Origin of the sequence: Tamlana flava (assembly GCF_041287255.1) — a bacterium.
Taxonomy (GTDB): Bacteria; Bacteroidota; Bacteroidia; order Flavobacteriales; family Flavobacteriaceae; genus Tamlana; species Tamlana flava.
In genome coordinates, this window is sequence record NZ_JBGGTX010000003.1 from 530,131 (window position 1) to 552,690 (window position 22,560).

Annotated in this window: 19 protein-coding genes; 13 read left to right on the top strand and 6 right to left on the bottom strand. The window is 35.7% G+C overall.

All coding sequences use genetic code 11. The features are described 5' to 3' along the window. The first annotated feature begins 289 nt into the window (after positions 1 to 289). The 4 genes from ACB104_RS11450 (at position 290) to ACB104_RS11465 (ending at position 2,718) form a co-directional block, all read left to right on the top strand. Positions 290 to 802 (top strand): acyl-CoA thioesterase, encoded by a 513-nt coding sequence (locus ACB104_RS11450; protein WP_370479101.1) that lies wholly within the window; start codon positions 290 to 292, stop codon positions 800 to 802. 220 nt (positions 803 to 1,022) lie between these two features. Then, positions 1,023 to 1,364 carry an ArsR/SmtB family transcription factor gene (locus tag ACB104_RS11455; protein WP_370478833.1) on the top strand — a complete coding sequence of 114 codons (342 nt, stop codon included), beginning with the start codon at positions 1,023 to 1,025 and terminating at the stop codon, positions 1,362 to 1,364. 47 nt (positions 1,365 to 1,411) lie between these two features. Then, positions 1,412 to 1,717: a thioredoxin family protein gene (locus ACB104_RS11460; protein WP_370478835.1), complete on the top strand. Its 306-nt coding sequence runs from the start codon at positions 1,412 to 1,414 to the stop codon at positions 1,715 to 1,717. 23 nt (positions 1,718 to 1,740) lie between these two features. Next, positions 1,741 to 2,718: a permease gene (locus ACB104_RS11465; RefSeq protein WP_370478836.1), complete on the top strand. Its 978-nt coding sequence runs from the start codon at positions 1,741 to 1,743 to the stop codon at positions 2,716 to 2,718. A gap of 20 nt (positions 2,719 to 2,738) precedes the next feature. Here ACB104_RS11465 and ACB104_RS11470 read toward each other — a convergent pair whose 3' ends face one another. Continuing rightward, positions 2,739 to 4,079 carry a deoxyguanosinetriphosphate triphosphohydrolase gene (locus tag ACB104_RS11470; RefSeq protein ID WP_370478838.1) on the bottom strand — a complete coding sequence of 447 codons (1,341 nt, stop codon included), beginning with the start codon at positions 4,077 to 4,079 and terminating at the stop codon, positions 2,739 to 2,741. 182 nt (positions 4,080 to 4,261) lie between these two features. Between ACB104_RS11470 and ACB104_RS11475 the strand changes: the two genes are divergently transcribed. The 3 genes from ACB104_RS11475 to ACB104_RS11485 all read left to right on the top strand — a co-directional run bounded on the left by ACB104_RS11475 (position 4,262) and on the right by ACB104_RS11485 (position 8,960). Further along, on the top strand, positions 4,262 to 4,645 hold the full coding sequence (locus tag ACB104_RS11475; RefSeq protein WP_370478840.1) for a carboxypeptidase-like regulatory domain-containing protein: 384 nt from the start codon (positions 4,262 to 4,264) through the stop codon (positions 4,643 to 4,645). A 274-nt stretch (positions 4,646 to 4,919) separates the two neighbouring features. Further along, entirely contained in the window at positions 4,920 to 7,730 is a 2,811-nt protein-coding gene (locus tag ACB104_RS11480) for a TonB-dependent receptor (protein WP_370478841.1), read from the top strand. A gap of 39 nt (positions 7,731 to 7,769) precedes the next feature. Further along, a complete protein-coding gene (locus tag ACB104_RS11485; protein ID WP_370478843.1) occupies positions 7,770 to 8,960 on the top strand; it encodes a beta-helix domain-containing protein in 1,191 nt (396 codons plus the stop codon). A gap of 72 nt (positions 8,961 to 9,032) precedes the next feature. Here ACB104_RS11485 and ACB104_RS11490 read toward each other — a convergent pair whose 3' ends face one another. Beyond that, the gene (locus tag ACB104_RS11490) at positions 9,033 to 9,383 is read right to left on the bottom strand and encodes a toxin-antitoxin system YwqK family antitoxin (RefSeq protein ID WP_370478845.1); all 351 of its coding nucleotides are present in this window, start codon (positions 9,381 to 9,383) and stop codon (positions 9,033 to 9,035) included. Between the two features lie 387 nt (positions 9,384 to 9,770). Here ACB104_RS11490 and ACB104_RS11495 point away from each other — a divergent pair, with 387 nt between their 5' ends. The 3 genes from ACB104_RS11495 (at position 9,771) to ACB104_RS11505 (ending at position 14,417) form a co-directional block, all read left to right on the top strand. Beyond that, complete coding sequence (locus ACB104_RS11495; protein WP_370478846.1) at positions 9,771 to 10,970, top strand: porin; 1,200 nt, start codon at positions 9,771 to 9,773, stop codon at positions 10,968 to 10,970. A gap of 76 nt (positions 10,971 to 11,046) precedes the next feature. Then, positions 11,047 to 13,374 carry an inorganic phosphate transporter gene (locus ACB104_RS11500; protein ID WP_370479103.1) on the top strand — a complete coding sequence of 776 codons (2,328 nt, stop codon included), beginning with the start codon at positions 11,047 to 11,049 and terminating at the stop codon, positions 13,372 to 13,374. Positions 13,375 to 13,556: 182 nt separating this feature from the next. Continuing rightward, positions 13,557 to 14,417, top strand: a complete 861-nt coding sequence (locus tag ACB104_RS11505; RefSeq protein WP_370478848.1) for an OmpA/MotB family protein — start codon at positions 13,557 to 13,559, stop codon at positions 14,415 to 14,417. Between the two features lie 58 nt (positions 14,418 to 14,475). Here ACB104_RS11505 and ACB104_RS11510 read toward each other — a convergent pair whose 3' ends face one another. The 4 genes from ACB104_RS11510 to ACB104_RS11525 form a co-directional block, all read right to left on the bottom strand. Further along, positions 14,476 to 16,242: a Na/Pi cotransporter family protein gene (locus tag ACB104_RS11510; protein WP_370478850.1), complete on the bottom strand. Its 1,767-nt coding sequence runs from the start codon at positions 16,240 to 16,242 to the stop codon at positions 14,476 to 14,478. A 174-nt stretch (positions 16,243 to 16,416) separates the two neighbouring features. Further along, the gene (locus ACB104_RS11515) at positions 16,417 to 18,912 is read right to left on the bottom strand and encodes a ribonucleoside-diphosphate reductase subunit alpha (protein ID WP_370478851.1); all 2,496 of its coding nucleotides are present in this window, start codon (positions 18,910 to 18,912) and stop codon (positions 16,417 to 16,419) included. Between the two features lie 191 nt (positions 18,913 to 19,103). Next, a complete protein-coding gene (locus ACB104_RS11520; protein WP_370478853.1) occupies positions 19,104 to 20,084 on the bottom strand; it encodes a ribonucleotide-diphosphate reductase subunit beta in 981 nt (326 codons plus the stop codon). Between the two features lie 280 nt (positions 20,085 to 20,364). Then, a complete protein-coding gene (locus ACB104_RS11525; protein ID WP_370478855.1) occupies positions 20,365 to 20,937 on the bottom strand; it encodes a DUF3109 family protein in 573 nt (190 codons plus the stop codon). Positions 20,938 to 21,043: 106 nt separating this feature from the next. On the opposite strand from ACB104_RS11525, the gene ACB104_RS11530 reads away from it, so the two are divergent. The 3 genes from ACB104_RS11530 (at position 21,044) to ACB104_RS11540 (ending at position 22,536) form a co-directional block, all read left to right on the top strand. Next, a complete protein-coding gene (locus ACB104_RS11530) occupies positions 21,044 to 21,631 on the top strand; it encodes a MarC family protein (protein ID WP_370478856.1) in 588 nt (195 codons plus the stop codon). 91 nt (positions 21,632 to 21,722) lie between these two features. Continuing rightward, complete coding sequence (locus ACB104_RS11535; RefSeq protein WP_370478857.1) at positions 21,723 to 21,926, top strand: hypothetical protein; 204 nt, start codon at positions 21,723 to 21,725, stop codon at positions 21,924 to 21,926. 1 nt (position 21,927) lies between these two features. Further along, complete coding sequence (locus ACB104_RS11540) at positions 21,928 to 22,536, top strand: FAD-dependent oxidoreductase (protein ID WP_370478858.1); 609 nt, start codon at positions 21,928 to 21,930, stop codon at positions 22,534 to 22,536. Positions 22,537 to 22,560 lie beyond the last annotated feature (24 nt).

Here is a 22,560-nt window from a genome sequence, read left to right on the forward strand (position 1 = left end):
TGAGATTTTTTATGTGTTAAATTTTTGCTCTCATGCATACCTACGAAGAAAACGAAATAGTGGTTTTGTTAAAATTATGTTAAAGAAATGGACACAAAAATTAGACTCGAATAATTGACTCTGTAAAAATTTCCAACTACCTTCGTTTCGCTGTGCTTAATATGCTTTAATCGCGACAGTTATGAATCGACGAAACGTAAACAAGCTCTGAGTCGCACAGAACTTCATTCCCAGATATTTAAGTAACCTGCAAAACTAAATCCAAAAAATGATTTATTATTGGTTACACATGATTTACATCTTTATTGGATCCAGACTATTTTGGAAGAAAATCAAACCATCCTCTGATTTAACAAGAACGAGAAGAGTGAATATATTGGATTGTGAATCCTTTCGGTTTATGGCCAACTCAAAATATTTTTACTACATGGACCTAATAAGATACGAAGTGGTTTTTCGGTCAAATTTATACAGCAATACGGTAAAAAAGGGCATGTTTGGCGTTTTGGCATCCCAAAAAATCATTTATAAGAAACCTCTAAAAATGTTTAAGCCCTTCAACATTACTTTAAGATTGGAAGGTTCAGATGATAAATGGGTATATCATAGGCAAATTTTTGAGCAAAATGGCCAAATATGTGCGATAGGTTTCACAAAGGCGGGATTTTGGAAAAATAAAAAGGCTCAAAACATGGAAGAAATCCTAAATAATAGTGATCCTGAATATAAAACGAGGACTCCTTCAATGGAAGTTCTAATCATGTTTGAAAATGATTATGAAACTTTAAAAACCAGTAATTAGAAGTTGGACAATTATGCTACATTAATGTGTGATTTAAACTAACATCTAATTTTGAATTTAGATAATAAAACGTAAACCCTCTTAAGTGCTTGACAGAAGTAGTTAAAACGCCAAAATATCTTTAAGACGAAATACATCCAACAAAAACCAATTAAATGAGCCATTTTTTCATCAAAAATATTGCAGGACAAAAAACTAATCGTAAATTTGCGATGAACTTATGGATAGAAAATTAGAACATATAGACTACAGCGAAGAATCTTTACTTTTGGCAAGTATTGCAAAGGCTTTGTCTCATCCTATTCGAATTGAAATATTGAATTATCTAGAGAATCAGTCTTGTTGTTTCACGGGTGATTTGGTTGAAATTTTTCCACTGGCACAATCCACCATTTCTCAACATTTAAAAGAACTGAAAAATGCAGATTTAATAAAAGGCGAGCTCAAACCACCCAAAATAAAATACTGTATCAATCAAGAGAAATGGAATTTGGCAAGAGAAATTTTCTCTGAATTCTTCAAAGAAAACAATAAAAAGCAAAGTTCGAATTGTCAAATTTAAAAATTTACAAATCTTATCGCTTATTTGCGATAAACTAATAAAATATTATGGCACAAACAATTAAAATTCTCGGAACAGGTTGCCCAAAATGCCAATTACTGACCAAAGTGACACAAGAAGTTGTTACTGAAAACAACCTAAACGCCAACATTGAAAAAGTGGAAGACATTATGAAAATAATGGAATACAACGTCATGGCAACACCTGCTTTGGTAGTAAATGAAAAAGTGGTTTCTAAAGGACGAATCCCTTACAAAGAAGAAATCTTGGAATTTATTACCGCTGAATCCAAAGGAGATTCTTCAATTAATAAAACTTCTGATTGTTATTCCGGCACGGATGATTGTTGTTAATCTTATTAGAATTTGTTTTTAATATGTTTACCCGGATTCAAAATCTAGCGGACTGGTTGGTGTATTCCGTTTTTAGAATGCAACACGGCGCACATCTGTCCGATGCTCTAAATTTCTTTATTTACGACAGCATCAAAATTCTAATTTTATTGTTTATCGTTATCTTTTTTATGGGCATTATAAACAGTTACTTTCCCATAGATAGGGTTAGGAATTTCTTGTCGAAAAACAAACTCTATGGCCTGGAACACTTAATGGCTAGTTTGTTTGGGGTAGTAACACCATTCTGTTCTTGTTCTTCTGTACCACTTTTCATTGGTTTTGTTCGCGGTGGAATTCCGTTGGGTGTAACCTTTGCTTTTTTAATAACCTCACCTTTAGTCAATGAAGTTGCTATTGGACTTTTTGTTGGCTTATTTGGACTTAAAATGACCATTATTTATGTAGCCAGTGGCGTTATTTTAGGAATGGTCTCAGGTGTTGCTTTACAACAATTGAAATTGGAACGATTTCTCACGCCTTGGGTTAAAGAAGTTCTGGCAAACGCACAAAGGGATCAAGACACTTTTATTGCCGAAAAACAAACGTTAAAACAACGTTTAAATATTATTTGGCGTGAAGTCATCAAGATTTTAAAAGGCGTTGTTCCGTATGTATTGGTGGGCATTGCCATTGGCGGATTGATGCATGGCTTTATTCCAGAAGGATTTTTTGAAAAATACATGAGCACGGACAACCATTTTGCCGTACCAATAGCTACAATTTTGGCCGTACCAATGTATATGAACGCTTCTGGCGTATTGCCTGTAGTTCAAGTTTTGGTCTCCAAAGGAATTCCTATTGGAACCGCTATTGCATTTATGATGGGCGTGGTTGGTTTATCACTACCAGAAGCTATGTTACTCAAAAAAGTAATGACCTTAAAACTCATTGGAATTTTCTTCAGTGTGGTTACCCTTTGCATCATTATTTCTGGTTATTTATTCAACCTTATTTTATAATAATAGAAAACCGGATAATACTAAAAAGTAACCCCCTCAATCTTCATAAAATTTTGAATGGCCTTACTGTCCGATAACAATGAAACATAATGACACACAGCCAATAGGCGTTGGTACAAATCGTCACTTTTAAAATTGATGGTTTTTGGCAAACGGTTCAATATTAATTTATCGTAATTCGATGTGGTGCCGCTGTACGAATTATTTACGGCAGCCGTGTAAACCCCCAACAATTTGTTGATGATTTGATAGCCTGCAATTTCCTTGTCAACCACCTCTTCAGATTGGTAAATATTTTCAATGCTAATTTTAATGATGTCTTTTATTTGGGCATCGTATTTACTTTTATCCAGCAACGCACAATCAAAATCGCCATTTAAAATGGCCTCTTCATTTTTCATAAAAATATCTACGGCATCATTTATCAATGCACCAATGGCCAAGGCTCTTAAATAACCCACACGGTCTTCCTTATTGGTCAGTGCATAGTAGTTTTCTGGAATGATGTTATCCCGAATAACTTTAGAAAGATATTCCAACGCAAATTCTTCTTGAATAAGCCCAAGGTTGATGCCGTCTTCAAAATCTATGATTGTGTAACAAATATCATCGGCCGCTTCCACCAAATAAGCCAGTGGATGGCGCGAAAAACTTAAATGCTCTTTACTTCGTTTTATCAAACCCAATTCATTGGCTATATCTGCAAAAGCTTCCTTTTCACTCTGAAAAAAACCGTATTTTTTATCAGCAATATGTTTTGTTGGCTTTTTGTGCAATGATTCCTTTGGATATTTGGTAAATGCCCCAAGGGTAGCATAGCTTAACCGCAACCCGCCTTGGCGCCCATCCCTATTTTGGGTCAATATTTTAAATCCATTGGCATTGCCTTCAAAATCGCATAAATCTTGGTACTGTTTTGGCGTCAATTCATTTTTATAGGTTTTGCCCGCCCCATTTTTAAAAAACTCACCAATGGCCTTTTCACCAGAATGCCCAAAAGGCGGATTACCAATATCGTGCGCCAAAGCTGCAGTGGCCACAATGGCGCCAAAATCATTAACTTGATACCCATGAACATTTTGTAAATGCGGATGCTTTTCCAAAAGTTTTTGGCCAACTTTCCTGCCCAGCGAACGCCCAACAACACTAACCTCCAAACTATGGGTCAATCGGGTATGCACAAAATCGGTTTGCGATAATGGAATAACCTGCGTTTTATCTTGGAGGCTTCTAAACTCCGACGAAAAAATAATGCGGTCGTAATCTACTTCAAAGCCCAAACGGGTTTCGTCCTGTTCTTTTCTAATGCGTTTATTGGTGTCGCCAAAGCGTTTTAAGGATAGTAATTGTTCCCAGTTCATGGTTTATTTTTAATGCCAAGCAAGATAAAAAACATCTTTATAAAGCATCCATTAAATTATATTTTTTTAACGGGTAGTTTGTTAACATTAAGGTAACATTTTAATGACGGTTGTTTAATAATTCAATAACATTAAGTTATTCTAATAAGGCTTTATTTGCAGTGGTATTTATAGCCATTTTTATGAAGAAATTATTTTACATCTCTGCAATACTTTTTACAACCATTTCATTTGGTCAGAGTACTGGCTTAATTGTTGGTAAAATCATGGACAATGAAGTAAAGGATGCGCCTTTGGTTTTAGCTGATGTTTCGATAAAAAATTCTGAAATTAAAGCCAGTACAGACAAAACAGGTTTATTTATTCTTGAAAACCTGGAAGCTGGAGATTATACCCTAGTGTGCAGTTTTTTAGGATACGAAACTAAGGAAGTTGATGTTCATGTTGATACTTTTGAGCCAGCCGAACTAAAACTATCATTAGCAGCAAGCACAATTTCTTTAGATGATTTAGCTTTACTGATGGCAACAGCCAATACAGAAGATAAAGCTACTTCTGAGCAATAAGATTTACTTTTTTTGCCCTTTACACTTTACTTTTTTTAGAGTCCCTTACTGGATTTATTTTCAATATTTATTGCAGATTTAAACCAATATTTTGGATTAAGTACTTTTTTGGTTGAGCCCCTCTTCAAACCCATAGAATTTATGTTAACTCAACGTAAATTCTTAGCCTAACTGATAACGTTTACATAACCCTATTACAACCATTGTTTAACTTATAGGTAACATCCTGTTCATTTAGTGTAACGTTATTTGCACCAATAAAATTTAACATTAAATGAGAAAAATATTTTTATTGTTTGCACTAGTTTCAGCAACTGTTTTACACGGCCAAAACACTGGCTCTGTTGTTGGTAAGCTAACAGACAAAGAATACAATAATGAACCTTTGGCCTTTGCCAATGTTTTAATAAAAGGAACAACAAAAGGAACAACTTCCGATTTTGATGGTCTTTATACACTTGAAAATTTAGAAGCTGGTGATTACACCTTAATATTCAGTTTCGTGGGATATGAAACACAAGAAATTACTGTAACAGTTGTTGCCGGAAAAGTAACAGAGGTAAATGTACCCATGGGTGCCAGTGCCGCTTCGTTGGATGAAGTTATAATTACAACAACAACCAAACGTGAAAGCGAAACCGCTTTATTGCTTGAACAAAAGAAAGCGGTAGAGATGAAACAAAGCATTGGCGCCGAGGAATTATCTAGAAAAGGAGTTTCAGACGCTGCCTCTGCGATTTCAAAAATTTCAGGTATTTCCAAACAAGAAGGGTCAAGCAACGTATACGTAAGAGGTTTAGGGGATAGATATTTAAACACCACTTTAAATGGTTTATCCTTACCTTCTAATGATGTTAACAAAAAGAACATCGATTTAACCTTATTTTCAACCGATGTTATTGAAAATGTATCAGTTGCTAAAGCATACTCTTCTAAATTTTATGGTGACTTTTCTGCCGGTAATGTAGATGTTAAATCGAAAGATTACACCGGAAAGAGTTTTCTTGAATTAAATGCTGCAACAGGGTTTAATACCAATGCCATCGGCAAAGACTTTGTAAGAAGCGAGGGAACTGGTTTTTTTGGTTACTATGGCCGTTATGCACACAACCCTTTTGCTGTTATTTTATCGCACGGTATCGACCCAGAAAGCGCAGGAACTCCTATCAATGTTAGCTACGGTGGTTCTACTGGAACATCATTCAATTTTAATAATGGCTCTAAATTAAGCCTTTTTATTACAGGTTCTTTTGAAAACGGATACGAGTACAGAAAAGGTTCTTCCATTGATTATACCTTAACTGAGAAAAAAGCTTTTGATGTGGCCGAAGAGTACGAGTACGGAACAACGTCTACCGCAATGGGAACTGCATTGTATAAAATTGATGACAGCAATAAATTAAAGTACACTTCTTTATTCATCAATAATTCATCTGATGTAGTTGGATATTTTGGTATTGATGGCACCGGTAGAAACCGTGATGCCCAGTTAGATACCGAACAAGGGTTTTACCAAATGAACGTTCAATTCGACCAAACTCAAATGACCGTAAACCAATTGGAAGGTAACCATAAATCGGGTAAACTTGAATTGGATTGGGCCATTGGTTACAACCTAGTGTATTCTAAACAACCTGATAGAAAACGTATCAGTTTAGAAAACTATCAGTATGCTTTAGATAACGACCCAAATACAAATCCAACATTTTATAGTAATGTGGTTTTTGACAACCAACGTTATTTTCAGAATATTAAAGACGACGAAATTAACAGCCGTTTAAATTTAGCTTACGCCATTACCGATAATTTTAAATTGAATTTTGGCTACGATGGTAAAAGCAAAGAAAGAACGTTTGATAATATTCGATATGGTTATGATATCGTAGATTCTGACTACCCAGTAACCGATGTAAACAATTTCAACAACGATTTTTCTTTGGACAACTTACGTGTGAATCCAAATGATAATACTGGTTTGTATCTTATAAAAGTAATTAATACCATTCCAACCTTATCAAACACCAACAGACCGGGATTACCTGAAAATACCTATAATGGTAAGTTGGATATCTACGCAGGATATATTGATGCAGAGATTAAAGTTGGGGAAAAATGGTTATTTGTACCGGGTGCCCGTTTTGAATCTGTACAACAAAACATCAGCTATGATGTAATTAACTTAGGAAACAACGGTAACGCATCCATCAACTCAAAACAAAACTTTTTATTACCAAGTTTAAACATTAAGTACGCTGTTAATGATGACCAAAACATCCGTTTTACCGCTAGTCAAACGGTATCGCTTCCCGAGTTTAAGGAAGTAGCGCCGTTTGTTTATGAAAGTGTATCAACCCGTATTGGTGGTAACCCAGATTTATTGCAAAAAGGGTACTCAAAAATCTATAACCTAGATTTAAAATACGAATGGTTCTATAGCAAAAGCGAATTATTTGCCTTATCCGTTTTTGGTAAGGAAATAAAAGACCCTATCAACTTAGTTGTTGGAGCTGATGCTACCGGAACACAACGTTACTTCAGAACCGGTAACAAAGCAAAGATTTATGGAGTAGAGGTTGAATTACGTAAAAACGTGTTGCAAACTGAAGATGAGGATGCATTGCTTTCCTTTGGTTTAAACGCCACATACATGAAAACAGAACAAGATTTGTTTGCAAACATCAACGGAACATACAATCTGTCTTTCAATAGAAGCAAAGAAGACCTTCAAGGCGCTTCGCCATTCATCTTGAATGCTGATATTAACTATTCGCCAGTTTTCAATAGCTATAAACCTACCGCGAACCTTGTGTTTTCTTATTTCTCAGATAGAATTGATGCTTTAGGTTCTGGTCAATTGGGTAATGTTATTGAAAAAAGCGTTGCCACGCTTGATTTTATATGGAAAAACAAAATTAGCGAAAAGTTTGAGGTGAACTTAAGCGCCAAAAACTTACTAAATCCAAAAGTTAGATATGTAAGACAAACAACCCTTGGTGACGTTGAAGTAACCTCGGCCAACGGAAAAGGCATTTCAAACTACCAAAGAGGTATGGATTTAGGCCTTTCATTAAAGTATAAATTTTAACACGATAATAAATAATAAAAATTAATTAAATAAAAACTGATGAAAAACAATTTAATTTTAGGATTAGCCATTGCAACAATGCTTTTCTCATGTACAACTGATGATACTGCCGATATTGTGATTAACGATAATAGCGTTGTGAACAATACAAACAATACTGGCAATGGAACAACAGGACAAACTATTTACCTGTCTGGAACTTACACACAGAACTTATCTTTAGATCCAAATAACACCTACATATTGAACGGTTCGTTAATTATGGCTTCTGGTACTACATTAACTATTCCTGCCGGTATGACCATTAAAGCAGAAGCAACTGGTGCCAATGTGTATATTGCTATTGCACAAGGTGCTAAAATACAAGCTAACGGAAACGCCAACGAGCCTATCGTTTTAACATCAAACGCCTCTAACCCAGCAGCTGGCGATTGGGGCGGATTGATTATTTTAGGCAAAGCCCCTGTTAACTCTGTCTCTGGTGCGGCAACGTCTACTTCAGAAATTGCTAGTTTACCTTACGGTGGTACTGACGCATCAGACGATTCTGGTTCTATTCAGTACTTACGTGTTGAGTATTCTGGTGGCGCTGCAGATGGCCAGTCAGAAAACAATGGATTATCTTTCTACGGAGTAGGTAACGGCACTTTGGTGCAATATGTAGAATCTTTTGAAGGTAAAGATGATGGTTTCGAGTTTTTTGGTGGAACGGTAAATGTTAGCTATGTATATTCCATAAATAACCAAGATGATTCTATCGACTGGACTGAGGGATACTCAGGAAATATTACTCATGCTTATGTTAAACACGGTCCAGATCATGATAAAGCATTTGAATGTGATGGGTACAATACGGACTTTAGCAATGCTGCCGGTTATTTCTCTAAACCAAATGTAACTAATGTAACTATTATTGGACAAGGAAATACAGCTGGAACAGAAGCAATTCGTTTGAGAGCTGGTACTCAAGGTATATTTTCAAATATAGTTATTCAAGGTTTTGAAGAAGGTTTCGATTTAGACGGTGATTCTGGTGATAACCCAACAGGTAATGGCGTAACTAGTGGCGATTTAAACGTTAAAGATGTTACTTTTACTGATGTAACCACTAAAGTAAAAAACGACACTGGTGTTTCATTTAATATAGATGGCGATTTTATATTATCTGGTGATGGCAATGGCACCGGTACCGACTTTGCAACTTGGGGAGCTGGATGGTCTAGAGAATAATCTATTCAATTCTTTATAAAATAAAAAAGCATCACGCTGGGCGTGATGCTTTTTTATTGGCCTTATTTAAGTTTAAATACCGTCTTTTACCTCGGTTTCTTTTAAACTTGCAATAACGTTTTCATTGTAATCTACTTCTTTTACGGTTTCATTTGTGTAATAAAACCATTTGCCGACTTTTTTACCATTATCATAATTACCAGAAACTGTTTTTTTGCCTTCTGTGTTAAAACTCAACCATTCACCTTGAAGCTTACCATCTGTAGTGTAAAAACCTGTTTGGCTTACAACTCCATTGTCATGAAAGTAAGTCACTTCAATTAAATTGGTGTCTTTGTTAAATTTTAATTCTCTCTTTTGGTCTTTTTGAGCAAAAGAAACCACAGTAATTAGAAAGGCAAATAATATTACTAACTTCTTCATAATTATGGGGTTTTTATACATTATTTATCAAAATTACATATTAGGTAACACTAAAACAACATTTGCGTAACATTAAATTAACATTAAATAATTAATGTATTGTTTGTCAAATGGTTAAATATAAATATTTAACATTGGAGAATTAATATTAAGTTAATATTGAGGTTACACTAACATTACCTTAAACGTTGATATTTGCAACGTTTCGAAACATTTTAATTAGTACGTCATGTAATCTATTAGTTTTTGTCGACTACATTATCATGATTCCTAATGGGACTGCCTTTGGCCAAGGCAGTCTTTTTTTTTGTCCTTAAATTAATCTTTAGTTTACATTAAGTTAACATTGGAGTTGGTTCTTTGCAGCGACAAAAACTAATAATTACAATGAAACTTAAAATTACCCTTGCGTTGTTAATCAGCGCATTCCTCTCTGTACAAGCACAAGAAATCAGCGACACATCCTTTGGTAAAGGATTATTGAACTTTGTTGCTAAAGATAGCTCGTTTAGTGTAAAATTTGCACCCCGATTTCAAGTACGCTCAACGTCATCTTGGGACTACAATGGCAACAGCTACGAAAGTCCAGAACACAACTTTATAGTGAGACGTGCGCGTTTAAAATTTGATGGTTTTGCCTACAGCTCGAAACTAAAATATAAAATAGAATTGGGGCTTTCAAACAGAGATATCTCTGGTGCAAATCAGTTTAACAGAAACACCCCTAGGTATATACTCGATGCTGTACTTATGTGGAATTTTGCCAAAAACTTTGAACTTTGGGCAGGGCAAACTAAATTACCCGGTAACGTAGAGCGTGTGGTTTCTTCTGCAAACCTGCAATTAATAGATCGTTCATTATTGAATAGCCGCTTTAATATTGACCGTGACTTAGGCATTCAATTACGTCATCAATCAAATCTTGGCGGTAACTTTATAATACGTGAAAAATTAGCCATATCACAGGGTGAAGGTCGCAATGTAACCGAAGGAAACGAAGGAGGCCTGCAATATACTGCCCGTTTGGAACTTTTGCCTTTCGGCAATTTTAAATCAAAAGGTGATTATAGCCAATCTGATTTAAAACGTGAAGAAAAACCTAAGCTAATGTTAGGAGCCACCTACGATTTAAACCAAGATGCAGTTAAAGAACGTAGTGTTTTAGGAGACTATATGTTTAAAAGCGACGGATCCCTTTACGAAACAGATATCACCACAATTTTTGCCGATGCCATGTTTAAATATAACGGATTTTCATTTATGGGCGAGTATGCAAAACGAACTGCTGACAACCCAATTGCAATAGACACAGATGGCTCACCAACCGGAGACATCGTTCTAACAGGAAATGCCCTGAACTTACAAGCTGGTTTCTTATTTAAATGCGATTATGAGATAGTAGGGCGCTTTACAAAGGTAGAATATGAAACTGTTACCAGCGCATTGCCCACCAAACAGTACACTTTTGGTCTAAACAAATTTATTGTTGGACATAAACTAAAAGTACAAAGTGATATAAACTATACAACTGTGAACGGGAATAAAGACAACATTACTTTTCGTCTAGGTTTCGATATTCATTTTTAGCCCATAAAATAACAATTACATAACATAATAATCATATATTGTCATGATATTTGCAGACCTTTTACAATTACGACCAATGGATAATATTTATTTGTACATGATCATTGCCCTAGCCATTTTAGCTGTCGCTGATTTAGTGGTGGGTGTAAGTAACGACGCTGTAAACTTTTTAAACTCGGCAATTGGCTCAAGAGCTATTCCATTTAAAACTATAATGATAGTTGCTAGTTTAGGTATCGCCATTGGAGCGGTATTTTCTAGCGGAATGATGGAAGTTGCCAGAAAAGGTATTTTTAACCCAGGAGAATTTATGTTCAATGAAATCATGATTATTTTCATGGCAGTAATGATTACAGATATTCTCTTATTAGATTTTTTTAACTCTGTTGGAATGCCTACTTCTACTACTGTTTCAATTGTATTTGAATTACTAGGCGCTTCAGTTGCCATGGCGTTAATTAAAATTGGACATGATGGTGGCGATTTTAGTGATTTGCTTAATTACATTAACACCTCCAAAGCCTCTCAGATTATTTTTGGAATACTTCTCTCGGTCATTGTCGCTTTTACCATTGGCGCCATTGTCCAATGGTTTTCTAGATTATTGCTATCATATAAGTTTGAACAGAAAGCAAATTGGGTTGGCGCATTATTTGGAGGTATTGCCATAACCTCTATTACCTACTTCATTCTTATGAAAGGTATTGGAGGAACAAATTATGCCAAACAAAGTTTTGATATCACGGGAGGTGAAACAATTAAAGAGTTTTTAGAGCATAACGTTTATTTAATTGTTGGTATCAGTTTTGCATTTTGGTCTATTTTGTCCTTTGCTTTAATAAGTTTCGCCAAAACCAATATTTATAAATTGACTATCATTGTTGGTACTTTTGCACTTGCTTTGGCATTTGCCGGTAACGATTTGGTAAACTTTATTGGTCCATCAACCGGAGCATACCAAGCATATCAAGATTTCATAAATCCAGCGATTAATGTTGATGGATTATCTGCTGCTGAGTTTTCAATGAAAAGTTTAAGCGGTAAAGCGCCAACACCAACAATATTGCTTTTGGTAGCAGGATTAGTTATGGTTTTAACTTTATGGTTCTCTACCAAAGCCAAAAGTGTTGTAAAGACATCGTTGGATTTATCAAGCCAAAGCGAAACCAAAGAGCGTTTTCAACCAAACTTTTTATCTCGTGGCTTTGTAAGATCCGCTATGTTGATGTCTCAAATGTCTTCATACATTTTACCAGAATCATGGCAGAAAAAAATTGACAAGCAATTTGAAGCTTCTGTCATTACTGTTTCAAAGGATAAGAAAATAGAACTTCCAGCTTTCGATTTAGTTCGCGCAGCAGTAAACCTAATGGTTGCAGCAGTTTTAATTTCTATTGCAACATCGTATAAATTACCTTTATCCACTACCTATGTAACCTTTATGGTAGCTATGGGTACATCTTTGGCAGATAGAGCTTGGGGAGCAGAAAGTGCTGTGTATCGGGTTGCCGGAGTATTAAACGTAATTGGCGGATGGTTTTTTACAGCATTCAGTGCGTTTGCTGCTGCGGCATTAGTAGCATATCTCTTAAACTTAAATCTTCCAGTAGTGTTCCCTATATTATTGGTGGTAGCATTTGCTTTATTAATAAGAAGTTCTATAGCACATAACAAAAAAGCCAAAGAAGCAAAAGCTGAAGACAGTCTTGAAAAAGCTGAAAGCAGCTCTATTCAAGGTGTTATTATCGAAAGTGCTAAAAACATAGCCAACGTTGTAAAACGTGGAAACAAAATTTACACAAATGCTATAAACGGTCTGGCAAAACAAGATTTAATCTTACTAAAAAAGAATAAAAGGCAAATTGTAAAATTATCTAGTGAGGTTGATGAACTAAGAGACAATATCTTTTATTTCATTAAAAATCTTGATGATTCCAGTGTTGGAGCAAGTAATTTTTACATTCATATTTTAGGGTATTTACAAGACATGACCCAATCTTTAGAGTATATAACAAAAGTTAGCCATAAACACGTTAACAACAATCACAAAAAACTTAAATTCAATCAAATTAAGGAGCTAAAAGAAGTTGACGAACGTTTTGAAATTCTATTCAATAATACTAAAAATGCCTTTGAAACTCAATCATTTGAAGAAATTGGATTGATTTTGGGCAGAAAAGAAGAAATTATTTCTTTGGTAACCAATAAAATTCAGAAACAAGTAGAGCGTACTCGCAACGAAGAATCTAGTCCTAAAAACACAACTTTATACTTTAGCTTATTGCTAGAGACTAAAGATTTACTCAACGCAACAATGAATCTTCTTGAAGAATATTATACAGCTCACGACTCATCGGTTAAGCCTGCAACAATTTCTGCGGTCTCAGCTGTTGAAGAAAAATAGACAACATTTTTTAACCAAATATTTTAAAAGCATCACACCATGGCGTGATGCTTTTTTGTTTGTAGCAAAGTCTAATAGGCTTCTGACAGTTTGTTCATTATAAATTTCAACAAAAAAACATTTGTTAACGTCTAGATTGCATTTCGGTACGTAAATACCTTAAACTAATATTTATAATGATTATGAAGAAAATTTCCATCCTACTTTTAGCAACCATTATGACCGTTTCATGTGTTTCAAAGAAAAAATACTTGGCACTTCAGCAAGAAAATGGTGAGGTAAAAAGTGAATTGCAAAAAACAAGAATTGAAAAAGAAGACCTAGAAGCTAAATTTGCTAAAATTGAAGCTAGAGTTGAAGCGTACAACAACAAAATCATGTCTCTTAAAGAAGAAAATGATTCTAAATTAGAGGTTGTTGAAAATGTTGCAGTAATGTCTAACGACACCAAAGCAAAAATGCGCGAAACCCTAAATCATGTTGACGCTGAAAAGCTTAGTCAAGCCAAAACTTTAAAGGATTCCATGAATTTGGCTGTTGCTTACAACCTTGAAAAAACAATCAGCGAAAGTAATATGAATGAGGATGAAGATTTTGCCGTTAATATTAACGAAACAGTGGTTATGATTTCTATTGCAGACAATATGTTATTTAACACGGCCAGCTACAGATTAAGCTCTAAAGCCGATCCTATTTTGAAAAAACTTGCCGATGTTATAAACTCTGAACCAAGCTTAGATGTTATGGTTGAAGGCCATACCGATTCCAGAACCATAAGTACCGAAAAAATTGCAGACAACTGGGATTTAAGTGTGCTTAGAGCAACATCTGTTGTACGTAAACTTCAAGAAAAATACAACGTAGCTCCAGAAAAATTAATCGCTTCTGGTAGAAGTTGCTATTTGCCAGTTGCTGATAACGATACTGCTGAAAACAGAGGAAAAAACAGAAGAACAAGAATTATCATTCTTCCAAACATTGATAAGTTTTTCGCTTTAATGGCAGATAACGACCAAGACCTTTCTGAAAATATATTAGACTAAATATATTATTTGATTAATCCATTGAATTAAAAAGCATCACGCCATAGCGTGATGCTTTTTAGTTTATATCGGTATCCTCAAATAACGAATCTGTTTTACCATAAAGCAATTCGGCCACATCAATCAGTTTTTTTATCATATCGTTTACATTGGTGTAATCATTGAATAACGACGAGGCCATTTCGGCTGTAATCAAGTTCTTCCTGATTAATTTATCAATCGATTTATTGCTCTGCCTTGCATGGCTCTTGGCCTCTTCCTTAAGCTCCTTTAACTGATTGGTATATCTTTTTTCATCACCCGTTTTCCTGAACCGATATATGGTCCGCAATACTTTAGTGAGTTTTTTTCGATAGCTGTCGTATTCACTTTGCAAATGCTTGTTGTCCATATCCAAAACACGGGTAATATTTTTATTCAACTCACGGACATCTTTAATGATTTCAACCATTTTTCTATTGGCTATTTTTATTTCCGTTACGGCTTTATTCTGCTTGCTGTTAAGGCTTAACGTGCTTTGTGCGGTTGAGGCATATTTAATGATTTCGCCATATATGGTCTTGACCTTTTTATAGTACAGATCCTCTACATCTGTTTTAAAATCGGTTTTTGATTTCTTTACAATAGTTTTAATGTTTTTAGAAGATTTGATGTCATCTCTATGGATATTCAACGCATGCGCCACAATTTCAAAAACACTGTTCTTAAATAAATATTTTGATTCTTGAACCAATGCAGAAATAACCGAACCCGAAAACTCCAATACTGCCGGATTGAGAAACTTTGGTTCGTCAATATCCTTGTTTGGATCTTCTTTAAAGAACCGCATCAAAAATCGCTCTAAAACCTTAAGGAATGGTAACATTAGCAATACACCCAAAACATTGAATAAGGTATGGAACAAAGCCAGTTTTAGCGTATAATTTGTTGAAGCTATTTGGAGTAAATCTGATAAGTTATTTACCAATCGTGCCAACGGAAATATCAAAGCTATGGCTACCAAACCGGTACCAACGTTAAAGATAAAGTGTGCCAGTGCCAATCTTTTCCCTGCGCTATTTGAACTTACGGCGCCCAACACTGCTGTAATCGTGGTTCCAATGTTTGCCCCAATAGCCAAAGCCAAGGCATTTTCATATTCTGTTTGCCCGAACGATAAGGCTGTTAAAATCAATGCCAAGGTAGCACTGCTTGATTGTAATATGGTAGTAATTATAATACCTAGCCCAGTATAAATAAGAACGCCTAAATAACCCGAAATGGCATATTCCGATAAATCGATGTGCTCTTTAAACACATCAAAACCTTCTTTCATGTAATGAATGCCCAAAAAGAAGAACCCTAGGCCAGCCAAAACATTTCCAACACCTTTTAATGATGCTCTTTTTTGAAAAGAAAAAATGATACCAAAAACAAGCATGGGCATGGCCAATGCTGAAATGTTTATTTTAAGGCCAAAGCCAGCAACCAGCCAGGCTGTAGCTGTGGTACCAATGTTGGCTCCAAATATTAAACCCAAACCTTCGCCCAAAGAAATTAAACCCGCACTTATAAACGAAATGGTAATGACCGAAACCAACGAACTGGATTGTATTAAAGCCGTTACCACTGCCCCAGCAGTAATACCTTTGTACAGCTTACTTGTTGCTCTTTTTAAAATATTTTGAAGTGGCCCTTTGGTAAATACCTTAAAGCCTTCCTCCAGCATAATCATACCAAAAAGCAAAATAGCAACCCCTGCTGAAATGGTCTTAAAGTTTGGGTTGAAGTAAAGCCCAAAACCCAAAACAATTAGGAGCGTTATAAAAATAGATTTTTTAAGCATTTACGATTTTGAAATTAAGGGTTTCAAAAACTCTATTGATTTAGAATATGCAATAAATTTAAATTTTCCTATCGACATACACGAACAAAAAAAGCATCACGCTGTGGCGTGATGCCCTTTTTAAATTTGGGGTCCCCCCTAAAGGGGGAACACCCAATCCCTAAACTTTATTTATTAAGACCCGCACATGAGGCAGTCATCACCTTCACTAGCTTTTGCTTGGTCAATCAACGCTCTCATTTCCTCTGCAGTCATCGGCTTCACTTCTTCTTCATTCTGTTTTGCAAATTTTGCCGCATTTTGTGCCGCCAATTTCTTTTTCTTTGCTTCGGCCTGTTCTGCTGCTGCAGAATTCTCTACCTCAACAACCTCTGCCACTTCTGCTGTTGGCTCCTCTTTTTTAGTGGTTTGAAGAGTAAATTTGATGGCATCAACAGCACTTTTGGTTCTCAAGTAATACATACCTGTTTTTAGACCACTCTTCCAAGCATAAAAATGCATGGAGGTTAATTTTGCCATGGTGGCACCTTCCAAGAACAGGTTGAGCGATTGCGACTGATCAATAAAATAACCACGCTGACGAGACATGTCTATAATGTCTTTCATGCTCAATTCCCAAACCGTTTTGTAAAGCTCTTTAATGTCTTGTGGAATCACATCAATATCTTGAATAGAACCGTTGGCGCGCATAATATCTTGTTTCAAGTTTTCGTTCCATAGGCCCAATTCTACCAAGTCTTCTAACAAATGTTTGTTTACCACAATAAATTCACCAGAAAGCACACGGCGTGTATAAATATTTGAAGTATATGGTTCAAAACACTCATTGTTTCCAAGAATTTGCGATGTTGAAGCTGTTGGCATTGGCGCCACCAATAAGGAATTTCGAACTCCATTTTTAAGCACTTGTTTGCGCAGTTTGGTCCAATCCCAGTTACCACTTAATTCTTCATCTTTTAAGCCCCAAAGGTTGTGTTGAAATTCTCCTTTACTAATCGGAGAACCTTCATAAGTTTCGTATGGCCCTTCTTCTTTAGCCTCTTCCATACTGGCCGTTACGGCAGCATAATAAAGGGTTTCAAAAATATCTTGGTTTAATTGTTTGGCTTCGTCACTTGTGAATGGCATACGCAATTGAATAAAGGTATCTGCCAAACCTTGTACACCCAAACCAATTGGTCTGTGGCGCATATTAGAGTTTCTTGCCTCTGGAACTGGATAGAAATTTCTATCTATTACGCGGTTTAAGTTTTTGGTAACACGTTTTGTAATACGGAACAATTCCTTATGGTCAAACTCTCCATTTTTAATAAACATTGGAAGGGCAATGGATGCCAAATTACAAACGGCCACTTCATCTGGTGAAGTGTATTCTAAAATCTCAGTACATAGATTTGACGAACGAATTGTTCCAAGATTTTTTTGATTGGATTTACGGTTTGCAGCATCTTTATATAACATATAAGGGGTGCCCGTTTCTATTTGCGATTCCAAGATTTTTTCCCAAAGATCACGGGCTTTAATGGTTTTTCTACCCCTTCCTTCAGCCTCATATTTGGTATATAAAGCTTCAAATTCTTCACTATGCGTTTCTGGTAATCCTGGGCATTCGTTAGGGCACATCAGCGTCCAATCCCCATTTTCTTGAACACGCTTCATAAATAAATCTGAAATCCACATGGCATAGAACAAATCGCGTGCGCGCATTTCTTCTTTACCGTGGTTTTTCTTTAATTCCAAGAAATCAAAAATATCGGCATGCCACGTTTCCAAATAAATGGCAAAACTTCCTTTACGTTTTCCACCACCTTGATCTACATAGCGAGCCGTGTCGTTAAAAACGCGCAGCATAGGCACAATACCATTACTGGTGCCATTTGTTCCGGCTATGTAACTTCCTGTGGCACGAACGTTGTGCATAGCCAAACCAATACCGCCAGCAGATTGCGATATTTTAGCAGTTTGTTTTAAAGTGTCGTAAATACCATCAATACTGTCCTCTTTCATAGTTAAAAGAAAACACGATGACATTTGTGGTTTTGGCGTACCAGAATTGAACAATGTTGGTGTAGCGTGAGTAAAGTATTTTTTAGACATGAGCTCATAGGTTTCAATGGCTGCCTCTAAATCATTTAAATGAATACCAACCGAAACACGCATGAGCATATGCTGTGGACGCTCTGCAATTTGTCCGTTTAATTTTAAAAGGTATGAGCGTTCTAAAGTTTTAAACCCAAAATAATCATAGCCAAAATCGCGGTTGTAGATTATGGTAGAATCCAAGCGGTCCTTGTTTTCCATAATCACATTGTAAACCTCATCAGAAAGTAAAGGCGCATCTTTGCCCGTTCTAGGGTTTACGTAGGTGTACAAATCATGCATCACCTCACTAAATGTTTTCTTGGTGTTTTTGTGTAAGTTAGAAACTGAAATACGTGCTGCCAATCTAGCATAATCGGGGTGAGCCGTGGTCATTGTTGCTGCAATTTCAGCTGCAAGGTTATCCAGCTCGCTGGTAGTTACCCCATCATACAAACCTTCAATAACGCGCATGGCGACTTTTAATGGATCAACCAATTCGTTTAATCCATAACATAATTTTCTCACTCTGGCAGTGATTTTGTCGAACATTACCTGTTCTTTTCTTCCGTCTCTTTTTACTACATACATTGTTTTTACACTTTTTTTAATTTCTGATACACCTTCAGAAATGGGTTAGTTAGTTAGCCTAAATTTGGCACAAAGGTTTTTAGCCAAAGTTTAGTTGGTTTAATTAATTAATAAATGATTTTATAGTTTTCCTAAATTGGAAATGCTGTTTTTAGCAGCTTTTTTAAGGGCAATTACTTGAGGGAATACCCTTAAAAATCTGCATCAAAACTGAATTTGTCTTTTTCTTCCTCTTTATTGAGCACACCTGCCTTTTGGTATTCAGACACGCGTTTTTCAAAGAAATTGGTTTTTCCTTGCAACGAAATCATATCCATAAAATCAAAAGGATTTGCAGTATTATATACTTTATCGCAGCCCAATTCGTAAAGTAGCCTATCCGTAACAAACTCCAAATACTGGGTCATTAACTTAGCGTTCATACCTATTAAGCTAACAGGCAATGATTCGGTGATAAACTCACGCTCAATATTCAAGGCATCAACTAAAATTTCAGTAATGCGTGCTTTTGAAACTTTGTTCACCAAATGTTTGTTGTGCAGGTGTACGGCAAAATCGCAATGCACACCTTCATCACGAGAGATTAACTCGTTAGAAAACGTTAATCCAGGCATAACCCCTCTTTTCTTTAACCAGAAAATTGAGCAAAATGCCCCCGAAAAGAAAATACCCTCAACGGCCGCAAAGGCAATTAATCGTTCTGCAAAACTTGGAGACTCTATCCATTTTAATGCCCATTCTGCTTTCTTTTTAATAGCAGGGAAATTTTCTATGGCTTTGAACAATATGTCTTTTTCTTTTTCGTCCTTTACATAAGTATCAATAAGAAGCGAATAAGTTTCACTGTGGATGTTCTCCATCATAATTTGAAAGCCGTAGAAAAACTTCGCCTCACTATATTGTACTTCGTTCACGAAGTTCTCTGCTAAATTTTCATTTACAATACCATCACTAGCAGCAAAAAATGCTAAAATATGTTTTATAAAATAACGCTCATCATCATTTAATTTATTTGCCCAATCTGTTAGGTCTTGGTGCAAATCTATTTCTTCTGCCGTCCAAAAACTTGCCTCAGATTTTTTATACCACTCCCAAATATCATGATGTTGAATAGGAAAAATTACAAAACGATCTTTGTTTTCTTGAAGAATGGGTTCTACTACTTGAGACATTTTTTTAACGGTTTTTTGAAAATTAAACTAAAATTTGACTGGATTTCGGGTTAACAAAGATTGCAAAATGATTGATATATTTTGAAGAAAAACACGAAACCTTTTCAACAAGTTTTTAACAAAGAAATATTGTTGGAAAATTCAGAAGTTTACAAGAAAAATAGCTTAGTGTATTGACTATTAACACATTAACTTTTTTTGAAATCTAAAAAGTTAACAAAAAGTTCATAGGTTTATTGCTGTTAATCCCTTTATTTTAAGGTGTTTTAGGAAGCTTCTTTTAAGATTGTTGAAAAGTTTGGGCAACCTTTTCCAACTCCAAATACCAATCTTCCCCAAATTTTCTTATCAACGCCTCTTTTACGAATTTATAGATAGGAACCTGCAATTCTTTTCCTAGTGAGCAAGCGTCATCACAAATTTGCCATTTATGATAATTCACGGCCGAAAACTCCGTGTAATGTTGCACCCGTACAGGATATAGATGACATGAGACAGGTTTCTTCCAAGTAATTTCACCTTGATTATAGGCTTCTTCAATGGCACAAAGCGCTACTTTTTTCTCATCAAAAATAACGTAGGCACAATCGGCTCCATTTATAAGCGGCGTTTCTAAATCGCCGTCTTCTGTTTTAATTGAAGTTCCTTCAGATTCAACCACTTCAATACCCTCATTTCGCATAAAAGGCTTTACTTTTGGATAAATCTCGTCCAAAATAGCAACTTCCTCATCGTCAAGTGGAGCACCGGCATCGCCGTCAATGCAACAAGCCCCTTTGCATGCCGACAGATTGCACAGAAAATCCTTTTCTATTATATCTTCTGAAACTATGGTTTTCCCTAATTGAAACATAAAAATGGTTATCTTGGAACGTGCAAAAATAACTAAACTTTAGCGTTTAGCCGTATAGATATTTACTTTAATGCCATACTTTTGCACAAAATTTAAAAGCATTGTTATGCAACTCAATTTTAAAGAAATATTTACAGCGTTTATGGTGTTGTTTGCCGTAATAGACATTGTTGGCAACATCCCCATTGTTATTGATTTAAGAAAAAAAGCTGGACATATACAAAGCGAAAAAGCATCCATAGTAGCCGGTGTAATTTTGATTGTTTTTCTGTTTTTGGGAAACAGCATTTTAAAACTGATTGGCATTGACGTTAATTCATTTGCCGTTGCAGGGGCCTTTATCCTATTTTTTATTGCATTGGAAATGATTTTGGGCATCACCCTTTACAAACAAGAAGAACAAAACTCTAAAACCACTGCAGTATTTCCTTTGGCATTTCCACTCATTGCAGGACCTGGGAGTTTAACCACTTTGCTTTCATTAAGAGCCGAATTCAGAACAGAAAACATAATCGTTGCGGTAATAATCAATGTTATTATTATTTTTATTGTTTTGAAAACATCGTCCAAAATCGAACGGATTATTGGCCAAAACGGCATTAACATTATTAGAAAAGTGTTCGGCGTAGTTTTATTGGCCATTGCCGTAAAGCTTTTTACCCACAACATTAAGGCGCTATTTGAGTTCGCCTAAGCCCATAATGGGCATTTGGCAATGAAACAATCGATATCGTCAAAAAAGCGACTCAACTGAAAGAAACAAAATACTATTAAAACCAAAATAGATGAAAATATTATCAATTATACTGAGTGCAATCGCATTGGGCCTCATAATTTTTAATTTTACCAAAGTAGATTTTAATGCACCTTTTAAAGGCGAAAGCATAATTGCTGTCATTACCATTGTGGCCTCATTATGCGTTATTTTAATGATGTCCATTTTAAGAATTTCTAAACGCATCGAACAAAAAGTGAAAGAGCACCAATAATATGTATGATGTTTTAATAATAGGCGGTGGTGCCGCTGGCATGTCGTGTGCTTTGGTTTTGGGTTCTGCAAAAAATAAGGATTACGCCGAAAATAAAAGCATTGGTATTATTGCCCACCAAAAAACATCGCATTTACAAACAGCATTATTTAATAATGTTTTAGGTTTAAAGCCAGAAACTACTGGAGCATCCATTTTGGAAAGCGGCATGAAACAACTCAAAACACTATACCCACATGTAGAGCAAATTGTTAAAGAAAAAGTGCTCGACATTTCCAAAGCCAACAATCTTTTTAGAATAAAAACCAACAAAAATAGTTACGAATCTAAAATCGTAGTTATTGCCGTTGGGTACACCAATTTAATGACCTTAAAAGGTTTGGATAAATACATTGAACCGCACCCTAGAGCGGCTGTTGAAAAAGACCGCATTTGGTTAAAAAACACCGACCATCTAATTGAAGAAAACCTATATGTCGCAGGCACACTGGCCGGATGGCGAAGCCAATTTGCCATTGCCTCGGGCAGCGGCGCACAAGTTGCTACAGATATCTTAACCCTTTGGAATGGTGGAAAACATGCTAAGGTACATGATAAAATAGAAGTTTAGCTTAAAAGATATTGAACCAAATTC